Below are 17,328 nucleotides of genomic sequence, written 5' to 3'. Positions count from 1 at the left end.
CTCGCGGCGGATCCTTTTAAGCATTAGCTTTTTGCATTGCCTTTGTAGCTGTAATCGTAATAGTCGTAGCCGTAGCCGTACGCATTGGCGGCTTTCCGCACGACGGCGTTAAGAATGACGCCTTTAATATCGATACCGTTTTGCGCAAAGCGCTTGTAGCTGAACTCTACTTCTTTCAGCGTGTTGGTTTCAAAGCGCGCCACCATCAGCGCGGTGCCTGCCAGCTTGCCGATAATAGTTGCATCGGTCACGGCCAGCACCGGCGGCGTATCGATCAGTACCAGATCGTAATTTTTGCTCGCCCACTCCAGCAGCTCGTTCATGCGGCTGTGCATCAACAGCTCGGAAGGGTTTGGCGGCACCTGACCGCGCGGAATAAAGTCAAAGCCGTATTCGCCGTGCTGGATCAGATCCTGCGTGAAGGCGGTTTTGCCCGACAGGATGGTGGACAGTCCGGACTTATTGGCCGCGCCCAGCAGCTCGTGCGTATAGCCACGGCGCATATCGCCATCGATAAACAGCACTTTCTGCCCCGCCTGTGCAACCAGCGTCGCCAGGTTGGCGCTGATAAAGGTTTTACCAATGCCAGGGCTGGCGCCGGTGATCATCAGCACGTTGTTACGGGCTTCCATCATCGCGAAGTGCAGGCTGGTACGCAGGCTACGGATCGCTTCGATAGAGAGGTCGGTCGGGTTGCCCAACGCCAGCAGGCTGTTGTGCGGATCGACCTTCACGCCGCGCTTGTTCAGCGCCTCGACGTCTTTCTTACGCTGCCATTCGGAAAGCGGCACGCTGGCATAAACGTTCATACCGGCTTCTTCCAGCTGATCCGGCGCGGTGATGCCGTGGTGGAACAGCGCTTTCAGCAGAATGATGCCCACGGAGATCACCAGGCCTGCAATCAGGCTGGCCAGCATAATCAGCATTTTCTTCGGCGCAACCGGCTTGGATGCGGTTTCCGCATGGTCGATGATGCGCACGTCGCCAACCGTACTGGCTTTGCTGATGCTCAGCTCCTGCTGACGGTTAAGCAGCTGCATGTAGATTTCCTGACCGGCCTGCACGTCGCGGGTCAGACGTAAAATTTCCTGCTGGGTCTGCGGCATCTGACCGATTTTCTGGTTCAGTTTTTTCTGCTCGTCTTCCAGCGTTTTACGTTTTTCCAGCAATGCGCGATAGGTCGGGTGATCCTTGGTGAACAGCTGGGAAACTTCCGCTTCACGGAAGGTCAGCTCGTTCAGCTGGCTCTGTACGCTAACAGAGGAGTCCAGCGCCGATTTGGCTTCCAGCGACATATCCACCGAATCGTTATTACGACGATAGGTGTTAAGCTTGTCTTCCGCTTCGTCCAGCTTGCTGCGCACCTGCGGCAGCTGATGCTGCAGGAACTCCAGGCTCTTCTGCGCTTCGGCGGATTTACGCTCCACGTTCTGCATCAGGTAGTTGCTCATCACCCGATCCAGCACCTGGCTAATCAGCTCCGGATCTTCACCGGTATAGGTCAGACCCATCACGCCGGTATCTTTGCCTTTGTCGGCCACGGCAAGGTTGTTAGTGACCATGCCGATCGCCGCCAGCGTGGACAGCTTAGAGACGGTAAAAGTGGTGCCCGGTTCAGCGTCAATGCCGCTAACCAGCATCGACACGCCATGCTGCTGCTGGAACTGGCCGATTTTACCTTTGAACAGATCGTCGCCGTCTTTCGAAACGGTGTAGCTGTCGGCGCCGGTGATCTCAACCTTTACGCTGGCATCTTTCCAGCTTTTCGGCATCTCAAGACGGGATACGGCGATTTTGGCCGGCTTTTCGCCCAGCAGGCGGGCAAAGCCTTTGCCCACTACGGGGAAGTGATTTTGCTCAACCTGTATGTTCAGGCCCAAATCGTCTACCGTTTTGCCAATCACCATACGAGACTGGATGATCTGGATTTCCGTGGCGGAAGCGGGTTCCACCGGCGCCTCGGTCAGATCGGTCAGCACGGTGTTAGGGCTTTTCTGCTCTACCTGTACCAGCGCGTCCGCACTATAGATAGGCGTGGCGAACAGCGAATAGAGCGTGCCGAGCAGCAGGAAGAAGGCCGTAACGGCCACGATAATCCAGCGATGATCAACCAGCTGTCCGACAAGGTGCGCTAAATCCCACCCGCCAGCTTCCTCTTTCGACGCGGTCGGCGCCTTACTTTTTATATTCATCGAGTATCCCAACTATCGGCTTAATGCGGTGACCCATTTCTGGGCAGCTTTTTCGAGTAATCCGTACACGGCTTCAAAGGCATCGCGGCTTTTCTTATAGGGATCCGCTATTTCCTGCTGGTTGAGCCAGTGGCCAAATAACATGGTCTTGCCACGTACGGAGGGGTTAATGCGGTTGACCAGATCGACATGCCTTTTTTCCATCACCAGGATGAGATCGTAATCCCGGCACATGCCGGAGGTCAGCTGCCGTGCCTGATGGCCCGCCAGCGAAACCCCATGTTCGCTGGCGACGCTGCTGGCGGTTTCGTCGGCCGGATGGTCGACCAGCGCGCTCAGCCCCGCCGAGGCGATCTTTTTATCCGGTAGCGCCTGTTTCAGCAGCCGCTCCCCCGTAGGAGAGCGGCAGATATTGCCGACGCAGACCACTAAGATTGAATTAATCATCATGCCCCGCTGTTACCAGTTGTGAATAATCTGCGCGTTTTCGCTCGCGTTATAGATACCGGTGATAGTTGGGGTCAGCTGCGAAATAACACGGTTCCAACGCGTCAGCGGCGTTGAGGTGACATAAACGATGTCATACGGTTCCAGCTGGAATTCGGAGCCCATCACCATCGCCGACGCATCCTTCAGGTTCAGCTGATAGATGTTGGCGATCTTGGTGCGGTTTTTCCCTTTGATTGGACGGATAACAAATACGCCCGTCGCGTCAGAGGCGGTCTGATCCATGCCCTGGGCGCTGCCCAGCGCTTCGGAAAGCGTCATACCGCTGCGATCCATTTTCAGCGTGGTCTGCTGTCTGACTTCGCCCATCACAAAGACTTTCAGATCGTCGTTGCGCGGCACAAACAGGATATCGCCCGGATAAAGCAGATGGTTCTGCGACAGATCGCCGTTTTGCATCAGCGCCTGCAGAGATACCGGCACTTCGCTGCCGTTGTGGGTCAGCACCACGTTGCGCCAGTCGGCATTGGCGGTCAGGCCGCCTGCGGCGTTGATCGCATCCAGAATAGTCAGCGGCACGTTGGTAATCGGCTGCTGGCCAGACGTGGTCACTTCGCCCGTCACGTACGCTTTCTGCGACTTGAACGAGGCGACGCTGACGTCAACCTGCGGGCTTTCGATATACTGCGCCAGGCGGCCGGCGACTTCGGTACGCACTTCCTGCACGGTACGACCGGCTACGCGAACGCGGCCGATATAAGGGTAAAAGATGGTGCCGTCTGAGTGAACCCAGTTACCGGTGTCGCTGGCGCTGCGGTACTGGCCCGCTGGCGTGGTCAGCTCCGGGTGGTCCCAGACGATAACGGTCAGCACATCGCCGACGCCGATACGATACTCATAGTTTTGCAGTTCATTTTGCAGCTGAACGTTCTGTCGCGCCACAACGGGCGCCGGACGCATACGGTCAACCAGGCTTGGGGTCATCGGGAAGACATTAACGTATTTATCAATGTCAAAATCGTTGTCCTGCTGCTTAATTACGTCTTTTCCGCTGGTGGAAAGCTTTGAACCCGGAACTACCGTACATCCGGAAAGGAGGGTAGCCGATATCAACAAGGGCAGTAACTTCGTTTTGATTGTAATCATCTGTTTCATCGCTATCAGTAATTTGATTGATAGTGGCGGATCCGCCGCTGTGTAGCGTCTTGCAAAAGTAAAGATAAGCGTTTCAATCGCTATAACTGTCAGTCATTATCGTCCGATCCCTATCCTTTTTTAATGCCTTGCCGACTCGCTGTGAACCGACGCTTAACAAAGAAAGTGGTGAGCGCGTAAGTCCATGACGGTTACAGTCAAACTACGCTATAACAGCGACGCGCTCCGAAGAGCGCGTCGAAAGCTCAAATTAATAGGCGCCGTCGCGCTTAAGCACCACCCCGATGGTTTTGAACAGGATGGCGATATCGTTCCACAATGACCAGTTTTTTACGTACCAGGAGTCAAAATAAACGCGGGTTTCATAATCGACATCGTTACGTCCGCTTACCTGCCACAGGCCGGTCATACCAGGCTTAGCCATAAAGTAGTAGTCAACGTCGCCCGCATAGCGCTCCAGCTCGTCTTCAATCACCGGACGCGGGCCGACCAGGCTCATCTCGCCGCGCACCACGTTCCACAGCTGCGGCAGCTCATCAAGGCTGGTTTTACGAATAAAGTGACCGATGCGGGTGATGCGGGGATCGTTCTTCAGCTTAAAGTCTTTATCCCATTCCGCACGCGCTACAGGATCGGTGCGTAGCACTTCTTCCAGTACCTCTTTGGAATTCACCACCATTGAACGGAACTTAAGGCATTTAAATTTGCGTCCGTTGCGCCCTACTCGCTCATGCCCATAAATAGGATTGCCGCCGTCGCGAGCGACCATAAAGATCAGGAAGGCCAGCGCAGGCATCAGCATGGTGATAATACTTAAGGCACCGACAATATCGAAGGTACGCTTAAGGAAACGCGAGGTGCGCTTCGCCAAATTATTGCTGACGCGCAGGATCATAACTTCATGGCTGAAGATATAAGCCATATCAGTACCGTATAGCGGTACGCCACGCAGTGAAGGAATAACGGAAACGGAACGGCAATTATGTTTCGCCAGATTTTTCAGCCAGAGATCACGATACTGACTCTGTTCATATTCTACGGCGACAATAAATTGCGTTTCGCTGTTGACCAGCTGCCAGAGCGAGGTTTCATCGCGAATGACCGGAATGCCGAACAGCGCAGGCGCGGGCGTAGTGCCATCCACATCGTAGAAAGCCACCACGTCAAAGCCCATTACCTCTTCGCTTTGCAGCGCCAGATAGGCTTCTTCCGCATTTTTACCGCTGCCGATAATAATGGACTGCTTTTTCCACAGGCCGTTACGGTTCAGCACACGCTTAACGATGGCGCGGCCGACAGGAATAAGGATCAGCGCCAGCAGCCAGGTAATAATCCACACCCAGCGGGACATTTCCCATTTTGACAATGCCGTAATCGACAGGTCAATAACGGAGAAGATCAGCACGCTGCGGAAGACTTCTTTTAATTCAAACCAGAACGGTTTGCGATAGGTATAGTGGCGCAGGCGAACCCAGAACCAGCCGATACAAATCACAGAGAGAATGATGTGTGTGCTTATTTTTAATTGCAGATCCTGCTCTGACATATTTTCCAACAAACTGTTTGGAAAAGTTTTCATCAGCAGAACAGCAATAAATAAGGAGGCGTTAAAGAAAATAAGATCTGAAAGTGCCAGTGATATTTTTATTAACAGTCCTTTAAATGTAAATTCTATATCGCGCATAGTTAACTCTTATTTTTTCTTCAAAAGCCTGTGATTTAATAATTCCCACCGCTAAGGATTGCGTATCTTATCGACACGCTCTTTATTACACAGGAGACGTATTCAGAAATTGTGTAAAAGCTCATGGTAACTGGCAGTACAATCAGAGAATGACATGTAAAATCAACAACTGCGGTGATTTTATCGCCAAAAGGCGTGGTCTTTTCACCGCTTCGGACACGCTACCGCCCCTGGCTTGTAGCTGCCAATGCGCTGTATTTTGTCCTGAAGTGTTGGTTTTATCCTGCCATCTAAAGGCACTAACTGGCGCGTCTACATAAAGCCGAACATAAAAAAGAACGTTAAGACGCGACCGTGCTAATTGCTACATTAACGCAGCCATTTACTAACACATTGCTATACTAGTTATTACTGGCCTGTTTACAAGAGCCTGCCGCTACCCATGCGCGCTTTTAGGATTAAGACTACCTTCAGCGCCATGCTAAACCATACCTTTCATCTTTATCCTCACGATAAATTCAGATTAGCTTTACTGTCACAGTCAGAATATTCCTGTCTGACTTTACTTCATTGCTTAAGTATCCCTTATTTCAACAGGCAGACCTATGCGAATATTCCTGAAAACCTTTTAATCAGATGCCAAATTTTGCGCGGGCAATTCCAGGAATGAGTGGCGATTTATTCGGCTGTTTATCGACCTTGCGGCGACTTTCAGGGGATTATTTGTTGAATCAGGCGACGTTCACTATCATCATGGCATTTCCTTAATCTGTATGAGTGAACTTCTGATGTTTGAATGGATCGTCGATCCGTCAATCTGGGCTGGCCTTGTCACCCTGATCGTGCTGGAACTGGTGCTGGGCATTGATAATCTTGTCTTCATCGCTATCCTGGCGGAAAAGCTGCCGCCCGCGCAGCGCGACCGCGCCCGCGTCACGGGCCTGATGCTGGCGCTGATTATGCGTCTGCTGCTGCTGGCCTCTATCTCCTGGCTCTCTTCGCTGACCTCTGCCCTCTTCTCGGTCGGCGGACACGCCTTCAGCGCGCGCGATTTAATCATGCTGCTGGGCGGCGTTTTTCTGCTGTTTAAAGCGACAGTGGAGCTGAACGAACGGCTGGAAGGCAAAGATGAGGATGAAAATCCACAAAAGCGTGGGGCTAAATTCTGGCCAGTGGTAGCGCAAATTGTGGTGCTGGACGCCGTCTTTTCCCTGGATTCCGTGATCACGGCCGTAGGGATGGTGGACCATCTGGCCATAATGATGGCGGCCGTTATTATCGCAATTTGCTTAATGTTGCTGGCCAGCAAACCGCTGACGCGTTTCGTTAATCAACACCCGACGATCGTTATCCTCTGCCTGAGCTTCCTGCTGATGATTGGTTTCAGCCTGGTGGCGGACGGCTTTGGCTATCATATTCCTAAAGGCTACCTTTACGCCGCTATCGGTTTCTCGGTGATTATCGAAGCGCTGAATCAGCTGGCGCATTTCAACCGTCGCCGCTTCCTCTCTTCCAAGGCGCCCCTGCGTAAACGTACCGCCGAAGCCGTGCTGCGCCTGCTGCGCGGCAGCCACGAGCAGGCGGAGCTGGATGCGGAAACCTCTTCGCTGGTTGCCGACAGCAGCAGCCAGGCGATCTTTAACAAGCAGGAGCGCATGATGATTGCGCGCGTGCTTGGCATGGGGCAGCGCACGGTCAGCAGCATTATGACCTCCCGTCAGGATATCGCTTCTGTGGATCTCAGCGAGTCGCCGGCAGAAATTATGGCGATGCTTGACCAGAACCAGCATACGCGGCTGGTGGTCACGGAAAACAGCGAGGATCCGCTCGGCGTGGTGCACGTTATTGACCTGCTGAAGCAGGCGCTGCACGGCGACAGTCTGGATATCCGCGCGCTGATCCGTCAGCCGCTGGTGTTCCCCGAGCAGCTGTCGCTGTTGCCGGCGCTGGAGCAGTTCCGCAATGCGCGCACGCATTTTGCCTTTGTGGTGGATGAGTTTGGGTCGGTAGAGGGAGTGGTCACGCTCAGCGACGTGATGGAAACCATCGCGGGCAACCTGCCTAACGAAGGCGAAGCTATCGATCCCCGCTACGATATCCAGCAAAACGCAGACGGCAGCTGGACGGCCAACGGGCATATGCCGCTGGACGACCTGATTATGTACGTGCCGCTGCCGCTGGATGAAAAAAGGGAGTATCACACGCTGGCGGGACTGCTGATGGAGCATATGCAGCGGGTGCCGCAGGAAGGCGAAGAGATCCAGATTAACGACTGCCTGTTCCGCACGCTTAAAGTAGAAAGCCACCGCGTGCAGAAAGTCCAAATTATCCCTCTGGTGACGGAAGAAGAAGACTGGTAACACCGGCGCTGATAAAGCGATGCTGCTTTATCAGCGCTGCCCATCAAAGGTCGTTAATCAGTTTCTGTACCGAACTGCTTTTGCCGCTTTGCGGATTTTTCTCCGACCACGCTTTCAGACGCTTCTTCGCTTCATCCTGTAGCTGCTGGCGCAGTACCTGATCGATTTGCAGCGAATAGTTCAGGCCATCCCACGGGCCGTAGATCCTTAACGGCACCGGCGTCTGCTGGAGCCGTCCAATCAGCTCGCTATCGCCCTGCCAGCCCTCGGTGACCGTTATGCCAAAGTTCATATCCGCCTGTTTGTCTGCCATATTCACCGTGCCCTTGCCGCTATAGTTAAGCATGGAGGCGCGTCCGTGCAGGTCGACGAAAGCCAGCAGCCCTTTTTGCAGCGACATCTTACCCGTGATTTGCTGGAAGTCGTTCTCCGGCCCGGCGGCGGCGTGAACGCGGCTGCTGCTACGCTCTACGGCGCGCTGGATCATACGCTGGAAGTTCAGTCCGGAGAGCAGCGCGTTGTTCAGGCTGATTTCGGCACTGCCCTGCCAGGCATGTTTAAAGGCGGGCACGCTCAGGCCCGCGCCGCTGAAGCTGCCGTTCAGCGTCAGATCGCCGCTCAGCGAAGCCGGCAGCTCAAACGCTTTAAGCAGCGGCGCCACGGCGATATTCTGCAAGGAAGGCGTCAGCGCGATCTGCGTCTGTGCATGGCGGAAATCGAGGCTGCCCGGCAGGGAAAACTGCCCGTTGCCCGTTTTGCCGGTCAGTGTCGCCAGCGTCACCAGGCCATTACTGCTGTTGCCCTGTAGCGTCACCCCGTCAAACGTCATACCGCGCCAGTTAAGCTTATCTGCCGACAGCGCCAGCTGTCCGTCCATCTGGTTAAACGGCGAGCTGGCGTTATCCTGCACGGGTTGAGCAATAACGGGCGCAGGGCCGCCGCGCTGAGTCTGGATATTTTGGCCTTCGCTGTTGACCTCGGTTTCCAGCCCTAACAACGGATCCAGATTCAGCACGGAGGCATGCAGATCCAGCGCGATTTGCGGGCGGTCGCCCAGCGTCCCGCTGGCGCTGCCGTTGAGCTGGCTGTCGTTAAGGCTTAGCGCCAGATTTTTCAGGCTGAAAGCATCGCTGTCGCGCCACTCCGCCTGCAGGGTCGCCTGCCCTTTGACGCCTTCACGCGGCAGATCGGCCCCGCTCAGCTGGTAGTCCAGCTGGTTTACCGTTGCTGCAAGATGCTGTGGATAGTGGCTGAGATCCACATCCGCATTCAGATTCACCAACAGCTCACGCTGGTCACGGCTGACGCGGCTGCCAAATTCAATATGGGCATGGCGCTGCGCGTTCTGCGACAGCTGCAGGTTCAGATCGCGAACGTTAAGCTGCTCGCCGCTGTTCTGTTGCCAGATCAGCAGGCTGTCGGCAACCTGCAAATTATCGATATCAAAGGTCCAGCGCTGAGTCAGCGGCGGCGGCGGTGCGGTATCCGCCGGGCCCTGCGGCGCATTGGCCGGACGCTGCGCCGCGCTGTCGGGCGTCAGGCGGATCACCGCCCCTTTCAGCAGAACCTGTTTGACCGCCAGCTGATGAGAAAGCAAAGGAAGGAGCTTGACGTCAAGCCGCATATTGCTGGCGCTGACAAAAGGCTGCTGCGCGCCGGGCGCGGTCAGGGTCATCGGGCCGGAAAGAATGCTGAGCTGCGGCCAAACGTGCCAGCGTAAATCGCCGTTCAGCGCCAGCTGATAGCCGCTGCGCTGTTCGACCTGTCTGGCCATATAGGCGCGAAAATCATTGGGATTGACCAGCAAAACCAGCGCCGTCATGCCGGCCACGATAACCACCAGCAAAATGGCCAACGTGGTGATAAACCTTTTCATGCCTTCCCCTTATAGCTTCCACTTCCTGACGCATGCCGCCGGCTCAGGCCCTGCCCCGCCGCCGCTATACGTCGTCCTGATCTTTATCGATACGGCTGGCGTCCGCGCCCTGTTGCCCTTTGTATTTGGCATCCTGACGGCGGTTATAAGGACGAGCCGCCGGCCCGGAAAGCGGTTCAAAGCTCAGCGCGCCAATCAGCATCCCCGGCCGTAACGCCAGCGGCAGCTTACCAGAATTATAGAACTCCAGCACGATACGTCCCTGCCAGCCTGGATCGATACGGTGGGCGGTAACGTGCACCATCAGTCCCAGCCGGGCCAGCGATGAACGCCCGTCCAGCCAGCCGACCAGGTTATCAGGAAGGGTCACGGATTCAAACGTCACCGCCAGGGCCAGTTCGCCAGGGTGTAAAAAGAACGCTTCGCCTTCCGGCAGCACGATTTCGTCGCTCATCACGCGGTCAAGCGCCGCGCTGACCTCGTCTTTCGGGCCGCTGAGATCGATAAAGGCAGCGGTATGGCCGCGGAAAGTGCGGAACTGATTGCCGAGGCGGACGTCAACGGTAGCGCCGTTAATACGCTCTACCGGCGGACGCGGAGAGATATCAAGCTGGCCGCTGTCGAGCCAGGCTTCTATATCACGGTCGCATAAACGCATGGACAGATACTCCCAAATTAATAACAGGCTGAGCGGCGGGAGCATGAGCGCTCCCTGCGCGGGCTACCCGGCTGGCCCTTTCGGCCGCCGGGACAGGTTTACTCGAAGAACTGATTGATCTTCGCCTTCAGGATATCGATCGCGATGCGGTTTTTACCGCCGCGAGGCACGATAATGTCAGCGTACTGTTTGGAAGGTTCGATAAACTGCAGGAACATCGGACGCACGGTTTTCTGATACTGCGCCATCACGGAGTCCATTGAGCGGCCTCGTTCGTTGACGTCGCGCTTCATACGGCGCATCAGGCAGATATCCAGCGGCGTATCCACGAAGATCGAAAAGTTCATTTCGGCGCGCAGCCGCGCGTCCGTCAGCAGCAGGATCCCTTCCAGAATAATGACTTTCTTCGGTTTCAGCTCAATAGTCTGCGCGGTACGGGTATGTTCTACATAGCTGTAAACCGGCAGATCGATCGCTTCCCCTGCTTTCAGCATCTGCAAATGCTGCAGCAGCAGGTTATGATCCATGGCGCTGGGGTGGTCATAGTTTGTTTTAACCCGTTCATCCATGGTCAGATGGCTTTGGTCTTTGTAATAAGCATCCTCAGGGATAACACCAATATTTTCATCGCCGACCCGATCGCGAACTTCACGATAGAGCGTACTGGCGATAAGACTTTTTCCCGAGGCAGATGCGCCGGCGATACCTACGATGACGCACTGATGCGACTTGTCAGTCATAAATTAAAGACCTGATTTGTGTCTGAGACAGATGGAGAGGATGAATTCGCGCGTAATTATAGGGATTTCGGGGTGTTGATGCCAGAAAAAACCGGCGGAAGGCTTTTAAGACTTTCCCGTTATACCTCTGCTGCCCCTCTCGCTAAACTGTTGGCTGTCAGATTCACAATGTCGGCCCGGCCGTTGCAGGCACCCTGTTGCAACAGCGTAGCGGGTTATCACAGCATAATAAGGAAACACCGTGTACTGGCGTACATTGCATTTTTTGACCTATTTTGGCGACAGCATGTTGCTTATTCCTACCGCTATCGTGATGGCCGGGCTGATTAGCTGGAAAAACAGCGATCGCCGCGCGGCCTGGTATTGGGCGCTGGCGTTCTGCACCGCCGGTGCCGTGGTCAGCCTCTCTAAAGTGGCTTTTATGGGCTTTGGCCTTGGCAGCGCGCACCTGAACTTTACCGGCTTCAGCGGCCATACCGCCATGTCGGCGACGCTGTGGCCGGTGATGCTGTGGCTGCTCAGCGGACGCCTGTCGGACAAGGGCCGTCTGTTTGCCGTTGGTATCGGCTACCTGATCCCCATCCTGGTTGGCGTCTCGCGGCTGCTGCTTAGCTACCACTCCACCAGCGAAGTGATTACCGGTCTGATCCTGGGCTTTACCCTGAGCACGGCTTTCCTGGTCAGCCAGCGGCGCGCCAGAGTACAGGGCTTTTCCACGCTGCAGCTTTGCATTGCGCTCCTGCTGCCTCTGCTGCTGCTGAGCCACGGTCGTCTTGCCACCACGCAACAGTTTTTACAGCGTCTTTCCGTGCAGATTGCCGGCATTGACCATCCCTGGACACGCGACGATTTGCTGAAGCTTCGGCAGTAATTTCCCGTCCACCAGCGGCGCGCGGCGGTCAATCGCCCGAATAAAGCGATCTTTTGAATTAGCGCAGGCATTCAAAAACGAATGTGTTAGCATGCCTTAAGTTACCTGGTTCGAGCTGACCGTTCTCCGTTGCCTCGCTGGATTTTTATGACGACTGATACGTTTTCCCCCGCTGACCGCTCCTCTCTCCCCTGGCTCAGGGGAGCGATGTTTGGCGTGCTTTCCTTTGTCCTGACGCTGTTTTGTCTGGAACTGATTAAAGTCAGCATTCAAATCTCTTCGCTTTGGCTGCCCACCGCCCTGATGACCCTGCTGGTATTCCACTATCCGCCGCGCAGGCTGCCGGGACTGCTGGGCGGCTGTATGGTTGGCATTATCGCCGCCAACGCGCTGATGGTAGGCACAGCCGTCGTCGTATTGACGTTTCCGCTAATCAATTTACTTCAGGCGCTGCTGGGCGGCGCGCTGTTGCGCAGGCTGCTGGACAGAGAAGCGCCGCTGGATTCGCTGCTCGGCTGGAGCAAGATGGTGGTGTCGGTCGGCATCTTTACGCCGCTGCTCGGCGCGCTGCTCGCCTGCTGGTCACTGAACTTTACCGGGCGGGCCAACTTCCACTTTTTTACCACCTGGGCGGTGTCGGAAACCATCGGGATGCTGGCGATCGGCCCGGTTTGCCTGCTATGGCGACCCGAAGAGCTGCGCAAATCCCTTAGCCAGCACGCGCTGGTGGAAACGTTATTGACGCTGATCGTGACGCTGGCGCTGAGCTACTGCGCGTTACGCTATCTGCCGTGGTCTTTTACCTTTGTGATGGTGGTGCTGTTCTACAGCGCCGTACGCCTGCCGCGCCTGTCTGCCTTTATTGTTTTCTTCGCCACGCTGCTGATGATGAGCCTGCTGCTGGCGCTAAACCAGCTGGTGCAATATACCAACGCGGTGACTATCGTGAACAGCGCGCCCTGGCTGCCGTTTTTGCTGGCGATCATTCCCAGCCATATTATGGCGCAGGTGATGCACTCGTTCCGGGAGGAAAAAAAGCATATCTCCCAGAGCGAGGCCAGATTCCGTCATGCCATGGAGTATTCAGTGATCGGCATGGCGCTGGTGTCGCCGGAAGGCCGCTTTCTACAGGTGAATCAATCGCTTTGTCGGCTGCTGGGCTACGCCCAAACCGAGCTGGTCACGATGACCTTTCAGATGCTGACGCACCCTGATGACCTGGCGGTTGATGAAAGCAAGTTTCACGAGCTGCTGGCAGGCGAGATCGAAACCTACAGTCATGAAAAACGCTATCTGCGTAAAGACGGGGGGATTGTTTGGGCGCTGCTGGCAACCTCGCTGGTGCGCGACAGCGAGCAGCGGCCGCTCTACTTTATTTCTCAAATTGAAGATATTTCCGACCTGAAGCAGACCGAAGCCGCCAACCGTCGCCTGATGCAACGTATTACGCTGGCTAATGAGGCGGGCGGCATCGGCGTCTGGGATCTGAGCCTGAAGACCGGCAAAATGAACTGGGACAAGCGCATGTTTCAGCTCTATGGGTTGAAGGAAGAAGGCCAGGCGACCTATCTGACGTGGGTTAACAGCCTGCTGCCTGCCGATCGTCAAATGGCCATCGACGCTTTTGATAAGGGCATCAAAGAATCCCTGCCGGTAGATATCGTGTTCCGTATCGCTACGGATGACGGCATCCGCTTTATTCACAGCCAGTCGACGCTGGTTTTTGGCGACGACGGCAACGTTGAAAGAATGCTTGGCATCAATCAGGACGTGACAGCGATGCGTCAGCTGACCGACGCGCTCTACCAGGAAAAAGAGCGAATGCACATTACGCTGGACGCCATCGGCGAGGCGGTGATCAGCACGGATGAAGAGATGCGGGTGACGTTTATGAACCCGGTAGCGGAAGTGATGAGCGGCTGGACGCAGGAAGAGGCGGCAGGAAAACGGCTCAGCGATCTGCTGCGCATCACTCACGGCAGCGACGGCCCGGAAATGGAAAACCTGCTGTTATGCGGGCTGCCGCACAGCAAATCGGTGCCGGAACTGGCCGAAGAGCTGGTGCTGCATACTCGTTCCGGCGACTGTTTTGATATTCACTACAGCATTACGCCGCTGAAAACGCTGGAAGGCGGCTATATCGGCAGCGTGATGGTGATCCAGGACGTCAGCGAATCGCGGGAGATGATGCGGCGGCTGAGCTACGGCGCCTCGCACGATATGCTGACCCGCCTGCCTAACCGCGTCAGCTTCGAGCAGCGTCTGAAACAGCTGCTGCACAGCGCCAGTCAGCAGCAGCGTCAGCACGCGCTGATCTTTATCGATCTCGATCGCTTTAAGGCGGTCAACGACAGCGCCGGTCATGCCGCCGGCGATGCGCTGCTGCGGGAGATATCGGGCCAGATGAAACAGCATTTGCGCAGCGGCGATTTTCTGGCGCGCCTGGGCGGCGATGAGTTTGGCGTGCTGCTGCCGGACTGCGCGCTTGGTGAGGCTCGCGATATCGCAGAGTGCCTGGTGGTGGCGGTAAATCATTATCCTTTTCTGTGGGAAGGCCAGCTGCACCGCATTGGCGCCAGCGCGGGCATCACCCAGCTCAGCAAGGACAACGCTCACGCCAGCGACGTGATGGCTCAGGCCGATCTGGCCTGCTACAACGCCAAGCACAACGGTCGCGGCCAGTTTTCCATTTATGAAGCAAAGCTGATAGATACGCTTAAACCCGTGCTGTCACAGCGCGAAAACGAACAAATTTTACCGCAGCAGCTCTCTTCTCAAGGCAATAACAGCAGCCCGCTGCGGTAGCCTTTGCTCGCCCTGGCACACAACCAGCGCCGCGCGCGTCAATTAAAGCTTACCCGGCGCTTGCTCTCCTGCCGCCCCTGGGCTAAAGTCGCCCCCTTTTTTTATTAGCGGAGGGAAGGAATGTTTATCGGCTTTGATTACGGGACGGCAAACTGCTCGGTCGCCATCATGAAAGAGGGCGTGCCCGCGCTGCTGCCGCTGGAAAACGGTTCCAGCCTGCTACCCTCAATGCTCTGCGCGCCGACGCGCGATACGGTCAGCGAATGGCTGTTTCGCCATCACCAGGTGCCAACGCCCGAAGCCGAAAATCAGGCGATTTTACGGCGCGCCATCGCGTTCAACCGTGAAGAAGATATCGAAGTCACGCCCGCCAGCGTGCAGTTCGGTCTGGCTTCGCTGGCGCAATATATGGCCGAGCCGGAAGATACCTGGTTCGTTAAATCGCCAAAATCCTTCCTGGGCGCGAGCGGCCTGAAGCCGCAGCAGGTCGCCTTCTTTGAAGATCTGGTGTGCGCGATGATGCTGCATATCCGCCAGCAGGCCGAAGCGCAGACGCAGGAAAGCATTACCCAGGCGGTGATTGGCCGTCCGGTCAACTTCCAGGGGCTGGGCGGCGAAGAGGCCAACCGTCAGGCGCAGGGCATCCTGGCGCGCGCCGCCAGCCGCGCCGGGTTTAAAGAAGTTGAGTTTCAGTTCGAGCCGGTCGCGGCCGGTCTGGAATTTGAAGCGACGCTGAAAAAAGAGACGCGCGTGCTGATTGTGGATATCGGCGGCGGTACCACCGACTGCTCCGTGCTGCTGATGGGCCCGCAATGGCACGACAGGGCCGAGCGACAGGAGAGCCTGCTGGGCCACAGCGGCTGCCGCGTCGGCGGTAACGACCTGGACATAATGCTGGCCTTTAAAGAGCTGATGCCGCTGCTGGGCAGCGGCGGCCAGACGCACAAAGGCATCGCGCTGCCTGCGCTGCCGTGGTGGAACGCTATCGCTATCAACGACGTGCCTGCGCAAAGCGACTTTTACGCCACGGCCAGCCGCAAACAGCTTCAGGATTTGATCCGCGACGCCCGCGAGCCGGAAAAAGTGCAGCGCCTGCTGAAAGTCTGGCAGCAGCGGCTGGGCTATCGCCTGGTGCGCGCGGCGGAAGAGAGCAAGATCGCCCTTTCCGATCGGCCTTCGGCCACCTCGACGCTGGATTTTATTGAGCAGTCGCTGGCGACCGATATCAGCGTGGACGCGCTGAAAAGCGCTATCGCCCAGCCGCTGGAGCGCATTCAGGAACAGGTGAAGCTGGCGCTGGACGGCAGCGGCACCCGACCGGACGTGATCTATCTGACGGGCGGCAGCGCCCGCTCGCCGGTGCTGCGCGAGGCGCTGCAAAAACAGCTGCCGGACATCCCGCTCGCCAGCGGCGATGACTTCGGTTCCGTCACCGCCGGTCTGGCGCGCTGGGCGCAGGTGCTGTTTCGCTAATTAATAGCGGCTCGCTTCGGTAAGCTTGCGGATCGCTTCCTCGCTAAGCTGAAGACTGGCAGCCTTGCTCAGCTCTTCCAGCTGAGGAAGCGAGGTCACGCTGACAATCGGCGCGGTGATGCCCGGACGGGCAATCTGCCACGCCAGCGCAACCTGCGTTGGCGTGGCCTGGCTCTCTTCCGCCACCTCGTCTAACGCTTTCAGGATGCGCAGGCCGCGATCGTTCAGGTACTTCTCGACCACGCCTTCGCCGCGCTTGCTTTTGTTCGCGTCGGCTTTGCTGCGATATTTGCCGCTTAAAAAGCCGCTGGCCAGCGAATAGTAGTTGATCACGCCCAGACCATGTTCACGTGCTACCTGCTCCAGGCCGCTTTCGTAACCCTGGCGGTCATAAAGATTGTATTCCGGCTGTAGCGTTTCATAGCGGGCCAGGCCCTGCTGTTTGCTGATATTCAGCGCCTCCTGCAGCCTTTCCGCGCTGTAGTTAGAGGCGCCAATGGCCCGCACCTTGCCTTCTTTAATCAGCGCGTCGAAGGTCGCCAGCGTCTCCTGCAAAGGGGTGTCGCTGTCGTCGCGGTGCGCCTGATAGAGATCGATATAGTCGGTTTGCAAACGTTTTAGCGAGGCCTCTACCGCCTGGCGAATATAGGCGGGCGACAGGCCGGTTTTGCCTTCGCCCGTCTCCATGCCGACCTTGGTGGCCAGCACGATTTGATTGCGCTTGCCGGTTTTCTTCAGCCAGTCGCCGATGATGGTTTCTGATTCGCCGCCCTCGTTGCCCGGCGCCCAGCGCGAATAGCAGTCGGCGGTATCAATAAAGAAGAGGCCTTTTTCCACCAGCGCGTCCAGCAGAGAAAAAGAAGTTTGCCGATCGACCGTCCAGCCGAAAACGTTGCCGCCAAAAGTCAGCGTGGGAACCTGAATACCGGTACGGCCCAGCTCGCGATGCGTTTGGATCATCTTTATACTCCTGTATTGGAAGGGTTTCTGAAGTGACTATTAGCGTAGCAAATATCCACACGAGCCGTTTGTTGATTGACGGTACAGGCACGCCGGGGCAGGAATAC

Annotated in this window: 12 protein-coding genes; 4 read left to right on the top strand and 8 right to left on the bottom strand. The window is 56.3% G+C overall.

Annotation, left to right across the window (positions count from 1 at the left end):
* Nucleotides 1-23: 23 nt before the first annotated feature.
* From wzc to wbaP, 4 genes are all read right to left on the bottom strand, one after another.
* Nucleotides 24-2,192, bottom strand: a complete 2,169-nt coding sequence (wzc, locus tag ACMGEE_RS11900; RefSeq protein WP_301251113.1) for a tyrosine-protein kinase Wzc — start codon at nucleotides 2,190-2,192, stop codon at nucleotides 24-26.
* Nucleotides 2,193-2,204: 12 nt separating this feature from the next.
* Nucleotides 2,205-2,639 carry an arsenate reductase/protein-tyrosine-phosphatase family protein gene (locus tag ACMGEE_RS11895; protein WP_253460058.1) on the bottom strand — a complete coding sequence of 145 codons (435 nt, stop codon included), beginning with the start codon at nucleotides 2,637-2,639 and terminating at the stop codon, nucleotides 2,205-2,207.
* A gap of 12 nt (nucleotides 2,640-2,651) precedes the next feature.
* On the bottom strand, nucleotides 2,652-3,785 hold the full coding sequence (locus ACMGEE_RS11890; protein WP_495849201.1) for a polysaccharide export protein: 1,134 nt from the start codon (nucleotides 3,783-3,785) through the stop codon (nucleotides 2,652-2,654).
* Between the two features lie 259 nt (nucleotides 3,786-4,044).
* Nucleotides 4,045-5,478 carry an undecaprenyl-phosphate galactose phosphotransferase WbaP gene (wbaP, locus tag ACMGEE_RS11885; protein WP_253460055.1) on the bottom strand — a complete coding sequence of 478 codons (1,434 nt, stop codon included), beginning with the start codon at nucleotides 5,476-5,478 and terminating at the stop codon, nucleotides 4,045-4,047.
* A gap of 788 nt (nucleotides 5,479-6,266) precedes the next feature.
* On the opposite strand from wbaP, the gene ACMGEE_RS11880 reads away from it, so the two are divergent.
* Nucleotides 6,267-7,838, top strand: coding sequence for a TerC family protein (locus ACMGEE_RS11880; protein WP_436830157.1), 1,572 nt, complete (start codon nucleotides 6,267-6,269; stop codon nucleotides 7,836-7,838).
* Nucleotides 7,839-7,881: 43 nt separating this feature from the next.
* Here ACMGEE_RS11880 and asmA read toward each other — a convergent pair whose 3' ends face one another.
* The 3 genes from asmA to udk form a co-directional block, all read right to left on the bottom strand.
* A complete protein-coding gene (gene asmA, locus ACMGEE_RS11875) occupies nucleotides 7,882-9,714 on the bottom strand; it encodes an outer membrane assembly protein AsmA (protein WP_436830074.1) in 1,833 nt (610 codons plus the stop codon).
* Nucleotides 9,715-9,778: 64 nt separating this feature from the next.
* Nucleotides 9,779-10,372: a dCTP deaminase gene (gene dcd, locus ACMGEE_RS11870; RefSeq protein ID WP_253461273.1), complete on the bottom strand. Its 594-nt coding sequence runs from the start codon at nucleotides 10,370-10,372 to the stop codon at nucleotides 9,779-9,781.
* A gap of 98 nt (nucleotides 10,373-10,470) precedes the next feature.
* Complete coding sequence (udk, locus tag ACMGEE_RS11865; protein WP_125288134.1) at nucleotides 10,471-11,112, bottom strand: uridine kinase; 642 nt, start codon at nucleotides 11,110-11,112, stop codon at nucleotides 10,471-10,473.
* Between the two features lie 241 nt (nucleotides 11,113-11,353).
* Here udk and ACMGEE_RS11860 point away from each other — a divergent pair, with 241 nt between their 5' ends.
* The 3 genes from ACMGEE_RS11860 to yegD all read left to right on the top strand — a co-directional run bounded on the left by ACMGEE_RS11860 (nucleotide 11,354) and on the right by yegD (nucleotide 16,261).
* Complete coding sequence (locus tag ACMGEE_RS11860) at nucleotides 11,354-11,983, top strand: phosphatase PAP2 family protein (protein ID WP_253460046.1); 630 nt, start codon at nucleotides 11,354-11,356, stop codon at nucleotides 11,981-11,983.
* Nucleotides 11,984-12,130: 147 nt separating this feature from the next.
* Nucleotides 12,131-14,788, top strand: a complete 2,658-nt coding sequence (locus tag ACMGEE_RS11855) for a diguanylate cyclase (RefSeq protein WP_301251115.1) — start codon at nucleotides 12,131-12,133, stop codon at nucleotides 14,786-14,788.
* A 120-nt stretch (nucleotides 14,789-14,908) separates the two neighbouring features.
* On the top strand, nucleotides 14,909-16,261 hold the full coding sequence (gene yegD / locus ACMGEE_RS11850) for a molecular chaperone (RefSeq protein ID WP_253460040.1): 1,353 nt from the start codon (nucleotides 14,909-14,911) through the stop codon (nucleotides 16,259-16,261).
* Here yegD and ACMGEE_RS11845 read toward each other — a convergent pair whose 3' ends face one another.
* On the bottom strand, nucleotides 16,262-17,221 hold the full coding sequence (locus tag ACMGEE_RS11845) for an aldo/keto reductase (RefSeq protein WP_436830073.1): 960 nt from the start codon (nucleotides 17,219-17,221) through the stop codon (nucleotides 16,262-16,264). It lies immediately after the preceding gene.
* Between the last annotated feature and the right edge of the window lie 107 nt (nucleotides 17,222-17,328).

This window comes from Erwinia artemisiae (assembly GCF_051400835.1).
Taxonomy (GTDB): Bacteria; Pseudomonadota; Gammaproteobacteria; order Enterobacterales; family Enterobacteriaceae; genus Erwinia; species Erwinia aeris.
This window is presented reverse-complemented; position numbering and strand designations above follow the sequence as displayed.

What these genes read in the sequence shown, in the direction of transcription:
- ACMGEE_RS11880 (WP_436830157.1), top strand. Translation starts at nt 6,267, where the DNA reads ATGTTTGAATGGATCGTCGATCCGTCAATCTGGGCTGGCCTTGTCACC.
- ACMGEE_RS11895 (WP_253460058.1), bottom strand. Translation starts at nt 2,639, where the DNA reads ATGATTAATTCAATCTTAGTGGTCTGCGTCGGCAATATCTGCCGCTCT.
- udk (WP_125288134.1), bottom strand. Translation starts at nt 11,112, where the DNA reads ATGACTGACAAGTCGCATCAGTGCGTCATCGTAGGTATCGCCGGCGCA.
- asmA (WP_436830074.1), bottom strand. Translation starts at nt 9,714, where the DNA reads ATGAAAAGGTTTATCACCACGTTGGCCATTTTGCTGGTGGTTATCGTG.
- ACMGEE_RS11890 (WP_495849201.1), bottom strand. Translation starts at nt 3,785, where the DNA reads ATGATTACAATCAAAACGAAGTTACTGCCCTTGTTGATATCGGCTACC.
- wzc (WP_301251113.1), bottom strand. Translation starts at nt 2,192, where the DNA reads ATGAATATAAAAAGTAAGGCGCCGACCGCGTCGAAAGAGGAAGCTGGC.
- dcd (WP_253461273.1), bottom strand. Translation starts at nt 10,372, where the DNA reads ATGCGTTTATGCGACCGTGATATAGAAGCCTGGCTCGACAGCGGCCAG.
- ACMGEE_RS11855 (WP_301251115.1), top strand. Translation starts at nt 12,131, where the DNA reads ATGACGACTGATACGTTTTCCCCCGCTGACCGCTCCTCTCTCCCCTGG.
- ACMGEE_RS11845 (WP_436830073.1), bottom strand. Translation starts at nt 17,221, where the DNA reads ATGATCCAAACGCATCGCGAGCTGGGCCGTACCGGTATTCAGGTTCCC.
- yegD (WP_253460040.1), top strand. Translation starts at nt 14,909, where the DNA reads ATGTTTATCGGCTTTGATTACGGGACGGCAAACTGCTCGGTCGCCATC.
- wbaP (WP_253460055.1), bottom strand. Translation starts at nt 5,478, where the DNA reads ATGCGCGATATAGAATTTACATTTAAAGGACTGTTAATAAAAATATCA.